At 59.2% G+C, this 14,048-nt stretch carries 13 protein-coding genes and 1 tRNA gene; 6 read left to right on the forward strand and 8 right to left on the reverse strand.

The annotated features are described in order from the left end of the window. Window position 1: 1 nt before the first annotated feature. The gene (locus CCGE525_RS19475) at window positions 2–1,168 is read right to left on the reverse strand and encodes a D-alanyl-D-alanine carboxypeptidase family protein (RefSeq protein WP_120705716.1); all 1,167 of its coding nucleotides are present in this window, start codon (window positions 1,166–1,168) and stop codon (window positions 2–4) included. Window positions 1,169–1,383: 215 nt separating this feature from the next. Here CCGE525_RS19475 and CCGE525_RS19480 point away from each other — a divergent pair, with 215 nt between their 5' ends. Together CCGE525_RS19480 and CCGE525_RS19485 are read left to right on the forward strand one after the other, a co-directional pair. Continuing rightward, window positions 1,384–2,544 (forward strand): M20 aminoacylase family protein, encoded by a 1,161-nt coding sequence (locus tag CCGE525_RS19480; protein WP_120705717.1) that lies wholly within the window; start codon window positions 1,384–1,386, stop codon window positions 2,542–2,544. Between the two features lie 119 nt (window positions 2,545–2,663). After that, window positions 2,664–2,740, forward strand: a tRNA-Arg gene (locus CCGE525_RS19485). A gap of 539 nt (window positions 2,741–3,279) precedes the next feature. On the opposite strand, the gene CCGE525_RS19490 is transcribed toward CCGE525_RS19485, so the two are convergent. After that, window positions 3,280–3,597, reverse strand: a complete 318-nt coding sequence (locus CCGE525_RS19490; protein ID WP_245472045.1) for a DUF3307 domain-containing protein — start codon at window positions 3,595–3,597, stop codon at window positions 3,280–3,282. Window positions 3,598–3,786: 189 nt separating this feature from the next. Between CCGE525_RS19490 and CCGE525_RS19495 the strand changes: the two genes are divergently transcribed. Beyond that, complete coding sequence (locus CCGE525_RS19495; protein ID WP_120705718.1) at window positions 3,787–4,971, forward strand: metallophosphoesterase family protein; 1,185 nt, start codon at window positions 3,787–3,789, stop codon at window positions 4,969–4,971. 225 nt (window positions 4,972–5,196) lie between these two features. Here the strand turns inward: CCGE525_RS19495 and CCGE525_RS19500 are convergent, their stop codons facing one another. After that, window positions 5,197–5,463, reverse strand: coding sequence for a BON domain-containing protein (locus tag CCGE525_RS19500; RefSeq protein WP_120705719.1), 267 nt, complete (start codon window positions 5,461–5,463; stop codon window positions 5,197–5,199). Between the two features lie 207 nt (window positions 5,464–5,670). Between CCGE525_RS19500 and dxr the strand changes: the two genes are divergently transcribed. Continuing rightward, entirely contained in the window at window positions 5,671–6,864 is a 1,194-nt protein-coding gene (gene dxr / locus CCGE525_RS19505; protein WP_120705720.1) for a 1-deoxy-D-xylulose-5-phosphate reductoisomerase, read from the forward strand. Between the two features lie 231 nt (window positions 6,865–7,095). Here the strand turns inward: dxr and CCGE525_RS19510 are convergent, their stop codons facing one another. After that, entirely contained in the window at window positions 7,096–7,542 is a 447-nt protein-coding gene (locus CCGE525_RS19510) for a GNAT family N-acetyltransferase (protein ID WP_120705721.1), read from the reverse strand. A 34-nt stretch (window positions 7,543–7,576) separates the two neighbouring features. Between CCGE525_RS19510 and CCGE525_RS19515 the strand changes: the two genes are divergently transcribed. Further along, window positions 7,577–7,951 carry a pyridoxal-phosphate dependent enzyme gene (locus CCGE525_RS19515; RefSeq protein WP_245472046.1) on the forward strand — a complete coding sequence of 125 codons (375 nt, stop codon included), beginning with the start codon at window positions 7,577–7,579 and terminating at the stop codon, window positions 7,949–7,951. 144 nt (window positions 7,952–8,095) lie between these two features. On the opposite strand, the gene hemA is transcribed toward CCGE525_RS19515, so the two are convergent. The 4 genes from hemA to CCGE525_RS19535 all read right to left on the reverse strand — a co-directional run bounded on the left by hemA (window position 8,096) and on the right by CCGE525_RS19535 (window position 13,260). Beyond that, complete coding sequence (gene hemA, locus CCGE525_RS19520) at window positions 8,096–9,307, reverse strand: 5-aminolevulinate synthase (protein ID WP_120705722.1); 1,212 nt, start codon at window positions 9,305–9,307, stop codon at window positions 8,096–8,098. A gap of 219 nt (window positions 9,308–9,526) precedes the next feature. After that, complete coding sequence (locus tag CCGE525_RS19525; protein ID WP_120705723.1) at window positions 9,527–10,321, reverse strand: FAD binding domain-containing protein; 795 nt, start codon at window positions 10,319–10,321, stop codon at window positions 9,527–9,529. A gap of 20 nt (window positions 10,322–10,341) precedes the next feature. Then, a complete protein-coding gene (locus CCGE525_RS19530; RefSeq protein WP_120705724.1) occupies window positions 10,342–12,687 on the reverse strand; it encodes a xanthine dehydrogenase family protein molybdopterin-binding subunit in 2,346 nt (781 codons plus the stop codon). Window positions 12,688–12,771: 84 nt separating this feature from the next. Beyond that, window positions 12,772–13,260: a (2Fe-2S)-binding protein gene (locus CCGE525_RS19535; protein WP_120705725.1), complete on the reverse strand. Its 489-nt coding sequence runs from the start codon at window positions 13,258–13,260 to the stop codon at window positions 12,772–12,774. Between the two features lie 297 nt (window positions 13,261–13,557). Here CCGE525_RS19535 and CCGE525_RS19540 point away from each other — a divergent pair, with 297 nt between their 5' ends. Beyond that, complete coding sequence (locus CCGE525_RS19540; RefSeq protein WP_120705726.1) at window positions 13,558–13,854, forward strand: YMGG-like glycine zipper-containing protein; 297 nt, start codon at window positions 13,558–13,560, stop codon at window positions 13,852–13,854. Window positions 13,855–14,048 lie beyond the last annotated feature (194 nt).

The following is a 14,048-nucleotide window of genomic DNA, read 5'->3' on the forward strand; positions in this document are numbered from 1 at the left end:
ATCAGAAAGTGGGACGTGGCATTGGGATAGGTATGCCGACGACATCGCTCCTGGCGACAATTTTGTCTGCCTTTGTGGCCTTGTCGCCTTTCGCGGTCGTATCGTCCTGGTCGCCCTTGCTTGCAGTTGCGACGTCCTGGCCGCCGATCAGGCCGGCATAGACGAAATTTGGATCGTGATCCATTTCGTGGATATAGGGCGACAGCACTTTCGTGCGGCCCGTGGGGTCGCGTGTCTCGCTGCGAGCCTTTGCGCCCTTGGCGCTGCAGATATCGGCAGTGACGTCGGCGACCTCGTCCTGCGCCGGCCCATCCGGCTGCAGGCTTGCCAGCGTGTCCCGCCCTGGGAACTGGTTCTCGAAACCCTTTTCGAGGAAATTCGCGGAATCGTCGGCGCGTGCCGCAAGGCTATCCGTGCCGAGAACGACGGAGATCAGCGTGCGGCCGTTGCGGGTGGCCGAGGCGATCTGATTGAAGCCGGAAGCGCAGATGAAACCGGTCTTCATGCCGTCGGCGCCGTCGAAGCGGCCAATGAGCATGTTGATGTTCGGCACCTGCTTGACACCGTTGGTAAAGCCTTCCAGCGAGAAATAGCTGGCATATTGCGGGAACTCGCGGCGCAGCGCGACGCTCACGACCGCAAGATCTCGCGCCGTGGTGTACTGACCCTTGCCGGGCAAGCCGTTCGGATTGATGTAGTGCGTATCATGCATGCCGAGGCGAGCTGCTTCGGCATTCATGCGTGCCACGAAGCCCTGCTCGGAACCGCCGACCGTCTCGGCGATCGCCATGGCGAGGTCATTGGCGGATTTGACCAGCATCATCTTCAAGGCATTGTCGAGCGTCATCTTCTGGCCCGGCTTGAAATACATCTTCGCCGGCGGCTGCGACGAGGAAAGCTTGGACATGACGACGGGCGTATCGAGCGAGATCTGGCCGGATTGGATGGCGCGGAAGGTGACATAGACCGTCATCAGCTTCGTCAGCGAGGCCGGATACCACTTGCGAAAGGCTTCTTCATGATCGAGTACGCGGCCGGTGCTGACATCGACGAGAATATGCGGATTGGCTTCCGCCACATGCGCGGTCGACAGGAGAAGCATGGATGCGGCTGCGGCCATGGGAACAAGCCGCATGGCGGCATACAAACGATTTTGCTTCGTCGGCACGGTCTATCCTTCAGAAGTCCGGAATTTTCTCGAAAGCTCCGCCTATTTAACCTATATGGCTAGGAGAAGGCAAAGGCGATTGACGAGTTTATTACGAATGCATCACGGCCTTGTGATCGCGCGCACGGCATCAAAAGGTGCGATGTGACGTCCGAGGTTGTGCCAAACCAAATTGCTAGACCCGAATCCGATATTGAGCAGCAGGAAAAATCAGCATGCCGATTTTGAACAGAGCCGCCGAACTTCAGGACGAAGTGACCGAATGGCGCCGCCATATCCACACCAGGCCCGAGCTGATGTATGCGGTGGAAAACACCGCCGCCTTCGTCGCCGAGAAGCTCAGGGCGTTCGGTGTCGACGAAGTCGTCACCCGCATCGGCCGCACCGGCGTCGTCGGCCTGATCCGTGGCAAGGGTGAAGGCCGCACGGTCGGCCTGCGCGCCGACATGGACGCTTTGCCGCTCACCGAAATCACCGGCAAGCCCTGGGCTTCCACCACGCCCGGCAAGATGCATGCCTGCGGCCATGACGGCCACACTGCCATGCTGCTCGGGGCCGCGAAATATCTCGCCGAGACCCGCAATTTCAACGGCAATATCGCCGTGATCTTCCAGCCGGCCGAAGAGGGCGGCGCCGGCGGCGATGCCATGGTCAAGGACGGCATGATGGAGCGCTTCCGGATCGAGGAAGTCTACGGCATGCATAATCTGCCGGGCTTGCCGGTCGGCCAGTTCGCCATCCGCAAGGGCGCGATCATGGCGGCGACCGATGAGTTCACCATCACCATCAGGGGCCGCGGCGGCCATGCCGCCATGCCGCACAAGACCATCGACCCCATCGCCATCGGCGCACAGATCATCACCAATCTGCAGCTCATCGCCTCGCGCAGCGCCAACCCGCTGAAGTCGGTGGTCGTCTCCGTCACCAAGTTCAATGCCGGCAACGCATATAATGTCATTCCGAATGACGCCAGCTTCGCCGGCACCGTGCGGACCCTCGACCCGGAGATCCGCGATCTCGCCGAGCAGCGCTTCAGGCAGATCGTCAGCGGCATTGCCGCCAGTCATGACGCCGAAGCGGATATTCAGTTCCACCGAAACTATCCGGTTACCGTCAACCACGCCGAGGAGACCGAGCACGCGCTTGCCGCCGCGCGCGACATCGCCGGCCCGGCCAACGTCATCCCAGACGTCGATCCCATGATGGGAGGCGAGGATTTCTCCTATATGCTGAACGCCCGCCCCGGCGCCTTCATCTTCGTCGGCAACGGCGACACCGCCGGCCTGCACAACCCGGCCTATGACTTCAACGACGAAGCCATCGCCCACGGCATCTCCTACTGGGTGCGGCTCGCCGAGCAACGCCTGAACAACTGAGGCGTGACCATCTTCCCGTGCGCCTGATCATGGCGCACGGAGCATGCAAAAGCAGATTGTCTCCAAGACGCAAAAGGGCTTGGCTTCCGGCCCTTGCTTTTGTATGGATCAATGCGAGTGGTCCCGTAGCTCAGCAGGATAGAGCATCAGATTCCTAATCTGAGGGTCACGCGTTCGAATCGCGTCGGGATCACCATTAAATTCAGGAGCTTAACATTCATATTTCGCTCGTGACGTGTTGCATCTTGTTGCAATGCGCTTCCGTCGGTTTCCAGGCATCGCAATACGATGATGGTAAATCCAGCGACATGGACTGCAACACGTTGTCAGACCAAAGTCCGGCTGAGCTTCGGGCTTCAGTCCGATTTCATCCGCCCCAATAACAATTAATGTTCTGACTGATCTGAGTCGCAGAACCGCCCCATCCTGCGGCAAAGATTAAGGGCTTTCCTGGTCCGCCAACTAGGAAAGCCCTTTTTGCGTATGAGCATCGGCCTGGGCTTCCCAAGCGCGCGCGCATACATGTCGCGAAAAATGAAGGCATCGAAGCGAAGCCGCCCTTTGGCACAGGAAGCATATACAAGGCCATCAATTTGTTGCGCCCTCAATGCTCAACGACTCCACGCTGCGCTCGACCCAATTGGTACTCGCACTGGCATCATAAGAACCTGAAGGATACATAACCGCCTGACCCACTTAGCTTCCGCTTATGAGCGGAAAGCCCGACAAACCACTTCAGAGCTTTCCAAAGACAACGAGCAGCCAAACGGCCTTGCAGACAATATGAAGGGTCTGATCAAGGGCTAACGCCGTTTTACCCCTCACTTTCAGCTCATCGATGACGGTATGGGCCAGCCATTCCGCTAGGCCGAGCCAGACGTTACCGGTCACCAACGCCACTGCCGCCCCATGAATGCCGGCATGAGCGACGAGATGATAGAACCGCAGCGGTCCCTTGACCTTTGCTGTAGCAAGGAATTCACCTTGCAGCGGGTAATCGCAAACCCAATGCGCGCCGAGCAACATCAGCGCCGTGGTCAATATTTGTTCCATGCAAGGCCTACCTGCTTATTTCGCGAACCACCGTTTCGTCTGCCCCCAAGTACCATCAAGTAACAAATGAGAGAGGAACGCGTATAACGCGCATCATTGATTGAATATAACACTGTTATGTGCCTGATTGCTGCCAATGCTTAAACCTAAGCAGATCTGCCAGATCACTCGCTAATCGGAGGATTGCAAATGTCGAGAGTACCAGGCAGAGCTAGATTAAACAGTCCTTTTTTCGCCGGAGCCACGAGACCAACGCCACCGGCAAAACATTCGCAGGCGCATCCAGGTGTTAGCCCCCTTCATCCCGTAAGCCATCGCAATACCAGCTTTCAACCGCTTCCACGTCCCCTTGGCCTAGTTCCATACCATTATGATATCGCTGACCATTTCCCGGAAATTCAACAGGAGTGCACAAAAGCGGGCCGAATTATCTTTCATGTGGTAGGAGATAGTGGCGGCGTTCAGGACGGCGAGTTCCAAAACAATGTCGCAGCCTTGATGATTCGTGACCTCGCCAACCCCGCCGATGAAAGACCGCATTTCTGTTATCACGCCGGTGATCTTGTTTATTTTACCGGCGCAAGAGATGACTATTATGCTCAGTTTTACGAACCATATGCCCACTACGACATACCAATATTCTCCATTCCCGGAAATCATGACGGTGAGGTCGACGATCCCAGCACTGGGGCGTCACTGAACGGCTGGGTAAACTATTTCATGCAGGCTCAGCCAGACGTGGACCCGATCTCCAAGGATTGTCCACGGGTGCAAATGAACCTCCCAAACGTCTATTGGACCTTGATAACGCCCTTTGCGACGATCATCGGAATGTACACGAACGTACCTGAGGGCGGCTCGATCGACTCAGTTCAACAGCAATGGGTCACTCACGAATTCGCAACAGCTCCGCAAGATCGCGCTCTTATTCTTGCCCTGCATCACCCAATATATTCATTCGACGCCTATCACAGCGGCAGCTCGAAGATGGCTGACGTGCTCGAGAATGCTATTCGAGACACTGGCCGTGTGCCAAACCTGGTTCTTTCCGGTCACGTTCACGACTATCAGCGAATTGAGCAAAAAATCTCCGATGACGGGCCTACTCCTTTCATCGTCTGCGGCAATGGGGGATATCACAATCTCCATTCGGTCCATTCCAATGTGGGCGATGTTGCGCCAGATACAGGTGCCGTTCTTCGATATGCTGCCGACAAGAAATGGGGATTTTTGACGTTGACTGTCGACAAGGACAAGATCGCCGGCCAGACAACAGAAGTCGACCGGCACGATCAAGTCGTTGCTGGGGACAGTTTCAGTTACCCCACCGCGCCCGTGGTGCTGCCAAACCCAAAATCTGTTCCGACATTGTAGAAGCACAAAGCGTTGCGTGGTCGGCACTGTAGCGGGTGCCGGCCACCCCACTTCGACCTATCCATCAAGCAGCAGCGGTGGCTGAGCAAGCACGTCAAGCGCAGTAAAACACTTGAGCAGGCGCTCAACCCGGCTGATGCCTTCATTGCAGGACTGCGAAAAACGCGAAGTTCTTGGCATCGCTATGGAAAATGGTCGCCTCGACGGTTGGGAAATTTAATAAGCTCACCCCACCTCGATCCTATTCCACACCAGCCTCACCCCCGGGACCGCCTCGGCAACTGCGGTCGCGCGTTCGACTTCTTCCGGTGTCGCCACCGTCCCATGGAGCCGGATTTCCTGGCCTGCGGCGACGACTGTGACGTCGGACGCGTCGAGGCCGCCGGCGACGGCGAGAGCATTCGCGACGGCGGATTCCAGCGCCGAGCGCCTGGCATTTTCGCTTTCTATTTTGGGCTCGACACCATGAAACGTTGCCGCTTTGAAAACCATCGCCCCATCTCCAGGCACTTCTGCAGGACGGGGAAACGCGGTATCCGCCTATTGGTTCATAAGATGCCTGTAAATTACTGTTAAAATCAGTAATTTCGGGAGTGATGGACCGCGAGCGGAGCCTCGCCGTCGTGCCTGCGGACTTGCCGCCTTTTGCGATCCCCTGTAGAGCCATAGGCGAAGACAGCAAGATGCGGATACTTGGAAATGACAACCGGGAGCAAAGCGCCGCGGCGCCTGACGATATTGGGTTCGACCGGCTCGATCGGCCAAAACACGCTCGACGTCGTCGCCCAACTGGGCGGACGAGAAGCGTTCGATATCGCCGCAATCACCGGACACGACAATATCGATCTCTTGGCAAGCCAGGCGAAGGCCTGTGGCGCAGCACTTGCCGTGACCGCCAATGAAGACCGCTATCTGGCGCTCAAGGACGCGCTTGCCGGCACCGGCATCGCCGTGGCCGCCGGCAGAAATGCCCTAATCGAAGCCGCCTCCATTCCTTCCGACTGGGTGATGGCGGCGATCGTCGGCACGGCGGGGCTCGCGCCGACGCTGGAGGCTGCACGCCGGGGCGCCGACATCGCGCTCGCCAACAAGGAATGCCTGGTTTCCGCCGGCGATCTTTTCGTTCGTGCAGTCAGCGAAGGCGGCGGGCGATTGATCCCGGTGGACAGCGAACACAGCGCGATTTTCCAGGCACTGGAAGACGACCAGCAGCATGCGGTGGAGCGCATCATCCTGACTGCTTCGGGTGGCCCCTTCCGCACATGGACGCGAGAGCAGATGGCCAATGTCACGGCGGCGACCGCGCGCGCCCATCCAAACTGGTCCATGGGCCTGAAGGTCTCCATCGGCAGCGCTTCGATGTTCAACAAGGCACTGGAGATGATCGAGGCCAAGCATCTGTTCAATGTCGGTCCGGATCAGATCGAGGTTATCGTCCATCCGCAATCCGTGGTTCATTCGATGGTCGGCTATACGGACGGCTCGGTGCTGGCGCAGCTCGGCTGTCCGGACATGCGCACCGCTATCGGCTATGCGCTGACCTATCCGTCTCGGACAAAACTCAATGTCGACCGGCTGGATTTTGCGAAATTGGCCCGGCTGGATTTCGAAGCGCCGGACGAGGTTCGTTTCCCCGCACTGCGTCTTGCGCGCACCGCGCTGGAGCGCGGCGGGCTGCAGGGCGCCGTCATGAATGCCGCCGAAGAGATTGCCTTTCAGGCCTTCGTGGACGAACGCATCGGTTTCCTGGACATGGCCGACATCGCCGAAGCGGTCATGGACCAGATGATCGCTATCGGCAGCGCCGAAACGATGGATGCGGTCTTTGCCGCCGATGACGAAGCCCGCCGCCGCGCCGCCGCGTTTGTAAAGCAAAGGGAAAGGGCTGCGTAAGCCGGCCGCGAAAAGGTGCAAAGTCGGAAGCAGATGACCGCTCTCACCAGCAGCGGCGAATGTGTTGTTGGCGGGAAGCTTTCAACATATTCGGTAGGCCATCACCAACGTCGCATTCTGGACAGGGCCTCCTATGGCACTTCATCTCGAAACTCCGCTGCTCGAATCCCGTCCCCTAGCTAAGGTTCTGATCTGTCAAGAAGATAACGGCGGATCGGGCCAGCGAGCGATCTATCCGCCGAGCCCTTCCAGCACTTTAGTAAATCTCAAGCCGGTATGTTCGTATCCACAACGTTTATAGAGGCGATGCGCGTCGTCGCGGCGGGCGCTGGGTTTCACTGTCACGAGGCGGGCACCGCGGTCATAGAGCCAGCGCTCGCCGTGATCGATCAATAGTCCGCCGATCCCTCTGCCTCGGAAATTCGAGGAAACGACGAGGGCTACGATGGCGCCATCGAGATCATCTCGGTACAGCGTTGGAGAGAGAGATAGGCCAATCATACCCGCAAGCGAACCATTCTCATCGGCGACAAACGTGGCATACTCCTCCCGGCCACTTAGTCGCTCGAGTCGGGCAGCCATCTCGCCCGGCGAAGTCGGATAGCCCAGCTCGGCCATCAGCCGCGCCAACGCCACGACATCCGCTCCCGTTGCCACCTTGATTTCGATCCCGCCCATGGCCTATCCCTCAACCTGTTAAACGGACAGGACAATGCAAGAGGGAACGAGTCGGAGCAACCAAGCTTTTTATCTGGCACGTAACGGCCTTCAAAATATTTCAATCATCGCCGCCGAAACCGAGGGCGCAGCTTCCCTGGCCGTCTCCGTGAAAGCCGGCAAGATAACCGAATTACCCGCCATCACCAGCATCGCGACGTCGCTTGGCGCCCGAAAGGTCCGCCAGCGGGCCTTCGAGATTACGCAGACGCTGCCCGTTGATTGCGTAGTCGTGGATGACCAAGCTGCAGTCAACGCATGCATGCGCTTCCTTGACGATCATTGCGTGGTCGTGGAACCGGCCTGCGGCGCAGCTTGGCCGTCGCATATGCACATGCCTATCGATTGGCGCGTTATGAGCGAGTCCTGATCGTTGTTTGCGGCGGGGCGACGGCTCCCGTCGCTCAATTACAGGCCTGGCAAACATCCTGATCGTCGCCCGAAGTTTAAAAAGTCAGGGCGCGGAAACAGCATTTCCGCGCCCTGACTAAAATATGAAAACGTAAGCCGTGACTTATGCCACCGCGCGGGCCAGCGCGCAGCGCGACCAGAGCGCATGCAGCGCACCGACGAGATGCTCGATATCGGCATCGGAGTGCAGCGGCGTCGGTGTGATGCGCAGGCGCTCGGTCTTTTTCGGCACGGTCGGATAGTTGATCGGCTGAACGTAGACACCGCAATCGAGCAGCAGATCCGAGATCCACTTGCACTTGGCGGCATCGCCGACCATGACCGGCACGACATGGCTCGGGTTCGGCATATGCGGAATGCCGGACGCATCGAGCTGGGCGCGCAGCCTGCGGACGCGATCCTGATGTCGGGCGCGTTCGAACTGGCTGACCTTCAGATGCTGGATGGAGGCGACGGCGCCCGCAGCCAATGCCGGCGGCAGCGATGTCGTGAAGATGAAGCCGGATGCAAAGGACCGGATGAAGTCGCAAAGTGCGGCCGAGGCGGCGATATAGCCGCCCATGACGCCGAAGGCCTTCCCGAGCGTGCCTTCGATGATGGTCAGCCGGTCCATCAGCCCTTCGCGCTCGGCGATGCCCCCGCCGCGCGGGCCGTACATGCCGACGGCATGCACTTCATCAAGATAGGTCATCGCGCCATATTTGTCGGCGAGATCACAGATCTCCTTGATCGGGGCGATATCGCCATCCATCGAATAGACGCTTTCGAAAGCGATCAGCTTCGGCGCCTTGGGATCGGCCGCCTTGAGCTTGGCTTCGAGATCATGCAAATCGTTGTGCTTCCAGATGACCTTGTCGCACTTTGCGTAGCGGATACCCTCGATCATCGACGCATGGTTCAGCGCGTCGGAGAAGATGATCAAGCCGGGAATCTTCGCGCCGAGCGTACCGAGCGTCGCCCAGTTGGAGATGTAGCCGGAGGTGAAGATCAGCGCCGCTTCCTTGCCGTGCAGATCGGCGAGTTCCTGCTCGAGCAGAACATGGTAGTGGCTGGTGCCAGAAATATTCCGGGTGCCTCCCGCACCCGCGCCACAGTGATCGATGGCTTCTTTCATCGCCTCGATCACTTTCGGATGCTGCCCCATGCCGAGATAGTCGTTGGAGCACCAGACCGTTACATCCTTGGGGCCTTCGGGCGTATGCCAGGTCGCGCGCGGAAAGCTGCCACGCTGACGCTCCAGATCGGCGAACACGCGGTATCGGCCTTCGTTGTGTAGACCGTCCAGTTCACCTTTGAAAAATGCTTCGAAATCCATCATCTGCTCCAGAACCGTGCGACCGTTTTTTCATGATTGCCGGTCTGCACGTCAACCCCTCCGCATCGCTTTCGCACCTGCTGCGGCAAATGGCCCATAATTTTGAACAATTCCAGACAAGAATAGCCAATCACCGAGAATTGACAATCAAGTCTATGTCCAGAACGCACGAAACCGGAAGAGCGGGCGGCCCGCCCTTCCGGCCTTTTTGTGCGAGATTTATGCGACGGCCACAGCGCGCTTGGCCATGACTTTTATCAAATTGGCGCGGTATTCCGCCGTGGCATGCAGGTCGGACATCAGTGCCGACGAATCGACGACTGCATTGGCGAGCGCATCCGGCGACCAGTTCGCAGCAAGCGCCTGCTCCATGCCGGCATGACGGAACACCCCATCCGCACCCGCGCCGGTGACTGCAACCCGGGCGCCACCCGCTCCGCCGGTGGCGAAAACGCCGGTCATGGCATAACGCGAGGCAGGATTGGGGAATTTGGCGTAGCCCGCCTTTTCCGGCGCCTCGAAGGTGATGGCGGTGATCAACTCACCGTCTTCCAGCGCCGTCTCGAAAAGGCCGGTGAAGAAATCATCGGCCGCGATCTGACGCTTGTCGGTGACGATGGTGGCGCCCAAGCCCAGCATGGCCGAAGGATAGTCCGCCGCCGGGTCGTTGTTGGCGACCGAGCCGCCGATCGTGCCCATATGGCGGACATGCGGATCGCCGATCATGCCCGCGAGATCGCAGAGTGCTGGACAGACGGCGCGGATCGCCGCCGAAGAGGCGACCTCCGCATGCGTGGTTGCAGCCCCGATCGTCACTCTGCGGCCGTCGACGCGGATGCCTTTCAACGTCGGGATATGCCGGAGATCGACGAGATCGCTCGGCGAGGCCAGACGCTGCTTCATGGTGGCGATCAGCGTCATGCCGCCGGCGACATATTTGCCTTCAGGCGAGTCCGACAGAAGCTTGACGGCTTCGTCGACCGAGGAGGCGCGATGATAGTTGGTTGCATACATGGTTTTCTCCTCCTCTTGTCTCAGGCCACGGCCCGCGCCGCTTCCCACACCTTCAGCGGCGTGGCCGGCATGGTCAGGGCATTGTTACCGATCGCATCGGTGATCGCGTTGATCAGCGCCGGCGGCGAGCCGATGGCACCAGCCTCGCCACAGCCTTTGACCCCGAGCGGATTGTTCGGGCAAGGCGTGTTTTGGTGCGACAGGTTGAAGGATGGCAGGTCGTCGGCGCGCGGCATGGCGTAATCCATGAAGCTCGCCGTCAGCAACTGGCCATTGGCATCGTAATGCACGCCTTCCAGCAGCGCCTGACCGACCCCTTGAGCAATGCCGCCATGCACCTGACCTTCGACGATCATCGGATTGATAATATTGCCGAAATCGTCGGCGGCGACGAACTGGATGATTTCGGTCTTGCCGGTTTCCGGATCGACCTCGACTTCGCAGATGTAGCAGCCGGCCGGGAAGGTGAAGTTGGACGGATCGTAGAAGGCGGTTTCCTTCAGGCCCGGCTCTATGCCGGCGGGCAGGTTATGAGCGGTATAGGCAGCCAGCGCCACCTGGAACCAGGGCAGCGACTTGTCGGTGCCCGCCACCTTCACTTCGCCGTTTTCGATGACGATATCGCTTTCGTCGGCCTCCATAAGATGTGCGGCGATTTTCTTCGCCTTGGCCTCCACCTTGTCCAGCGCCTTGACCACCGCCGACATGCCGACGGCACCCGAGCGCGAGCCATAAGTGCCCATGCCCATCTGTACCTTGTCGGTATCGCCATGCACGACGGAAACCGTGTCGATCGACACGCCGAGCCGGTCGGCGACAAGTTGCGCGAAGGTGGTCTCATGACCCTGGCCATGGCTGTGCGAACCGGTCAGGACCTCGACCGTTCCGACCGCATTGACCCGAACCTCGGCCGATTCCCACAGGCCGACACCCGCGCCGAGAGATCCGACCGCCTGAGAGGGCGCAAGCCCGCAGGCCTCGATGTAGCAGCTCATGCCGATGCCGCGCTTCATGCCGCGCGCCGCTGCTTCCACCTTGCGGGCCGGGAAACCGTTCCAATCGGCCTGCTGCATGGCGGCGTTGAGGGAGGCCTCATAGTCACCCGCGTCATAATTCATGATCACCGGCGTCTGATGAGGGAAGGAGCGGACGAAGTTGCTTCGCCGCAGTTCCGCGGGCGAAACGCCGAGCTCGCGCGCCGCCGTTTCCATCGTGCGCTCGAGAAGATAGGTCGCCTCCGGACGCCCGGCGCCGCGATAAGCATCGACGGGCACGGTGTTGGTATAAACGGTGCGGACATTGGCGTGGATCGCCGGGATCGCATACTGGCCCGAAAGCAGTGTCGCGTAGAGATAGGTCGGCACGCATGAGGAGAAGAGTGACATGTAGGCGCCGAGATTGGCGATAGTGTCGACCTTGAGCGCCGTGATGCGGTTTTGTGCGTCGAAAGCCATCTTCACTTTCGAGACATGATCGCGGCCGTGGGCGTCGGTCAGGAAGGCCTCAGTACGGTCGGCGGTCCACTTGACCGGTACGCCCGTCTTTTTCGACGCCCAAAGACAGACGATCTCCTCGGGGTAGATATAGATCTTGGAGCCAAAACCGCCGCCGACATCCGGCGCAATGACGCGCAGCTTGTTTTCCGGCGCGACATTGTAGAAGGCGCTCATTACCAGCCGCGCCACATGCGGGTTCTGGCTGGTGGTGTAGCAGGTGTAATGATCGTCGCCGGCATCATAGATGCCGAGGGTCGCGCGCGGCTCCATGGCGTTGGGCGACAGCCGGTTGTTATGAAGCTCTATCTCGGTGACGTGCGCTGCCTCGGCAATCGCCTTGTCGGTCGCGGCGCCGTCGCCGAGCTCCCAGTCGAAAATCAGATTATCGGCAGCTTCCGGATGAATCTGCGGCGCGCCGGGCTTCAGCGCCTCGACCGCCTCGGTGACGGCGGGAAGCTCTTCATAATCCACCATGACCGCCTCGGCCGCATCGCGAGCCTCGCCAAGCGAATCTGCAACGACGATCGCCACGGCATCGCCGACATAGCGCACGGTATCGACCGCCAACGGCCGCCAGGCTCCCATTTTCATCGGCGAACCATCCTTGGAATGGATCATCCAGCCGCAGATTATGTTGCCGATGCCATCGGCCAGCAGTTGCTTGCCATCCAGCACGCCAATGACGCCCGGCATGGCCAGCGCCGCCGACACGTCGATGCCCGTGATCTTCGCATGCGCATGCGGGCTGCGGACGAAATAGGCATATTTCATGCCCGGCGCCACCATATCGTCGGTGTAGCGCCCCTTGCCCGTCAGAAATCGCTTGTCTTCCTTGCGCGCAACGCGCGCACCAATGCCTTCAACGCCCATGATATCCTCCCATTGGGGTTCCGGGCCTGGCAATCCGCCAAGATAAGCAGTCGTTGGCGTTCGCCAGACAATCTCGGTGAAATCTTATTCGGCCGCCTGCTTGGCAGCGTGCATCTCGGCATTGGCAGAAAGAACTGCCTTGACGATGTTGTGGTAGCCGGTGCAACGACAGATATTGCCGTCAAGTTCAGCCCGCACGGTCTTTTCGTCCAACGCGCCGCCGTGGCGGTTGATCATGTCGACGGCCGTCATCACCATGCCGGGTGTGCAGAAGCCGCACTGCAGGCCGTGATGCTCCTTGAAAGCGGCCTGAACGGGATGCAGTTCGCCATTGGCGGCCAAACCCTCGATGGTTGTAATATCGGAGCCGGATGCTTGCACGGCAAGGATCGAACAGCTCTTGACCGATTTGCCATCCATGTGAATCACGCAGGCGCCGCATTGGGTGGTGTCACAGCCGACATGGGTTCCCGTCAGACCGAGATTTTCCCTGATGAAATGGACGAGCAGCGTGCGATCCTCGCATTCGCGGCTGACCGTCCGGCCGTTCACCGTCAACGTCACTTTTGCCATATTTTCCTCCTCGCCTCTCCTCCAGAGGCAACAGCCATCATTTGACTTTTTGAAGTGCGATCAACCTCTACTTTAGGAAGAAGCTGGATTTTTCTCTCCGCCTCGTTTCTTTGTTTACCGAATGTAGACGCCGCCAGTTTAGCACCAAAAAAACCGCAAGTGCCCAATGGACAAACATATTTTGCACTGTATTTCTTCGTAGCTGCAGGACTGCAAGGACAGCCCATCGTGGTGGAGCTGAAAAATTTGGGACGGCGTTGGCCGGAGTGCCGGCTTAACTAACGTTGGAGAGAGTAAATGAAGAAAGCTCTTATGCTCGCATTGGTCGGCTTGTCTATCGCAAGCTGCACCCCGACTGAACAGGGCGCCGGCATCGGCGCTGCCTCCGGCGCCATCATCGGCGGCGCCGTCACCGGCAATGTCCGTGGTGCAGCCGTCGGCGCCGCGATTGGCGGTGTTTCGGGTGCTGTCATCGGCAGCGTCGCCGAACAGCCTGGCCAGTGCTACTACCGTGACCGCTATGGCCGTCGCTACATCGACGATTGCCCGCGCGGTGGCTATCGTCGCGGTGGTTACTACGGTGGCGGTTACTGATCGAGCACGCATCGACATGTCGGAGTCCCGGGCCTGAGGTCCGGGACTTTTTGATTCCAGCCATCGTTTTCTCATCTCTAAGACGATGCAAATCTGCCTTCGATCGGGCGGAAATGACGCAAATTTCAACGCTGGATCGAACGCGGCGATGATGGAAATGGCGACCATCACCTCCTCTGATTAGATCGCTGAGA

Source organism: Rhizobium jaguaris (genome assembly GCF_003627755.1).
Classification (GTDB): domain Bacteria; phylum Pseudomonadota; class Alphaproteobacteria; order Rhizobiales; family Rhizobiaceae; genus Rhizobium; species Rhizobium jaguaris.

Bases quoted from the DNA above. Each gene is read 5' to 3' on its own strand.
- CCGE525_RS19515 (WP_245472046.1), top strand. From the start codon at position 7,577: ATGCAAGAGGGAACGAGTCGGAGCAACCAAGCTTTTTATCTGGCACGT.
- hemA (WP_120705722.1), bottom strand. From the start codon at position 9,307: ATGGATTTCGAAGCATTTTTCAAAGGTGAACTGGACGGTCTACACAAC.
- CCGE525_RS19500 (WP_120705719.1), bottom strand. From the start codon at position 5,463: ATGGTTTTCAAAGCGGCAACGTTTCATGGTGTCGAGCCCAAAATAGAA.
- CCGE525_RS19510 (WP_120705721.1), bottom strand. From the start codon at position 7,542: ATGGGCGGGATCGAAATCAAGGTGGCAACGGGAGCGGATGTCGTGGCG.
- CCGE525_RS19480 (WP_120705717.1), top strand. From the start codon at position 1,384: ATGCCGATTTTGAACAGAGCCGCCGAACTTCAGGACGAAGTGACCGAA.
- CCGE525_RS19495 (WP_120705718.1), top strand. From the start codon at position 3,787: ATGTCGAGAGTACCAGGCAGAGCTAGATTAAACAGTCCTTTTTTCGCC.
- CCGE525_RS19490 (WP_245472045.1), bottom strand. From the start codon at position 3,597: ATGGAACAAATATTGACCACGGCGCTGATGTTGCTCGGCGCGCATTGG.
- CCGE525_RS19535 (WP_120705725.1), bottom strand. From the start codon at position 13,260: ATGGCAAAAGTGACGTTGACGGTGAACGGCCGGACGGTCAGCCGCGAA.
- CCGE525_RS19530 (WP_120705724.1), bottom strand. From the start codon at position 12,687: ATGGGCGTTGAAGGCATTGGTGCGCGCGTTGCGCGCAAGGAAGACAAG.
- dxr (WP_120705720.1), top strand. From the start codon at position 5,671: ATGACAACCGGGAGCAAAGCGCCGCGGCGCCTGACGATATTGGGTTCG.
- CCGE525_RS19540 (WP_120705726.1), top strand. From the start codon at position 13,558: ATGAAGAAAGCTCTTATGCTCGCATTGGTCGGCTTGTCTATCGCAAGC.
- CCGE525_RS19525 (WP_120705723.1), bottom strand. From the start codon at position 10,321: ATGTATGCAACCAACTATCATCGCGCCTCCTCGGTCGACGAAGCCGTC.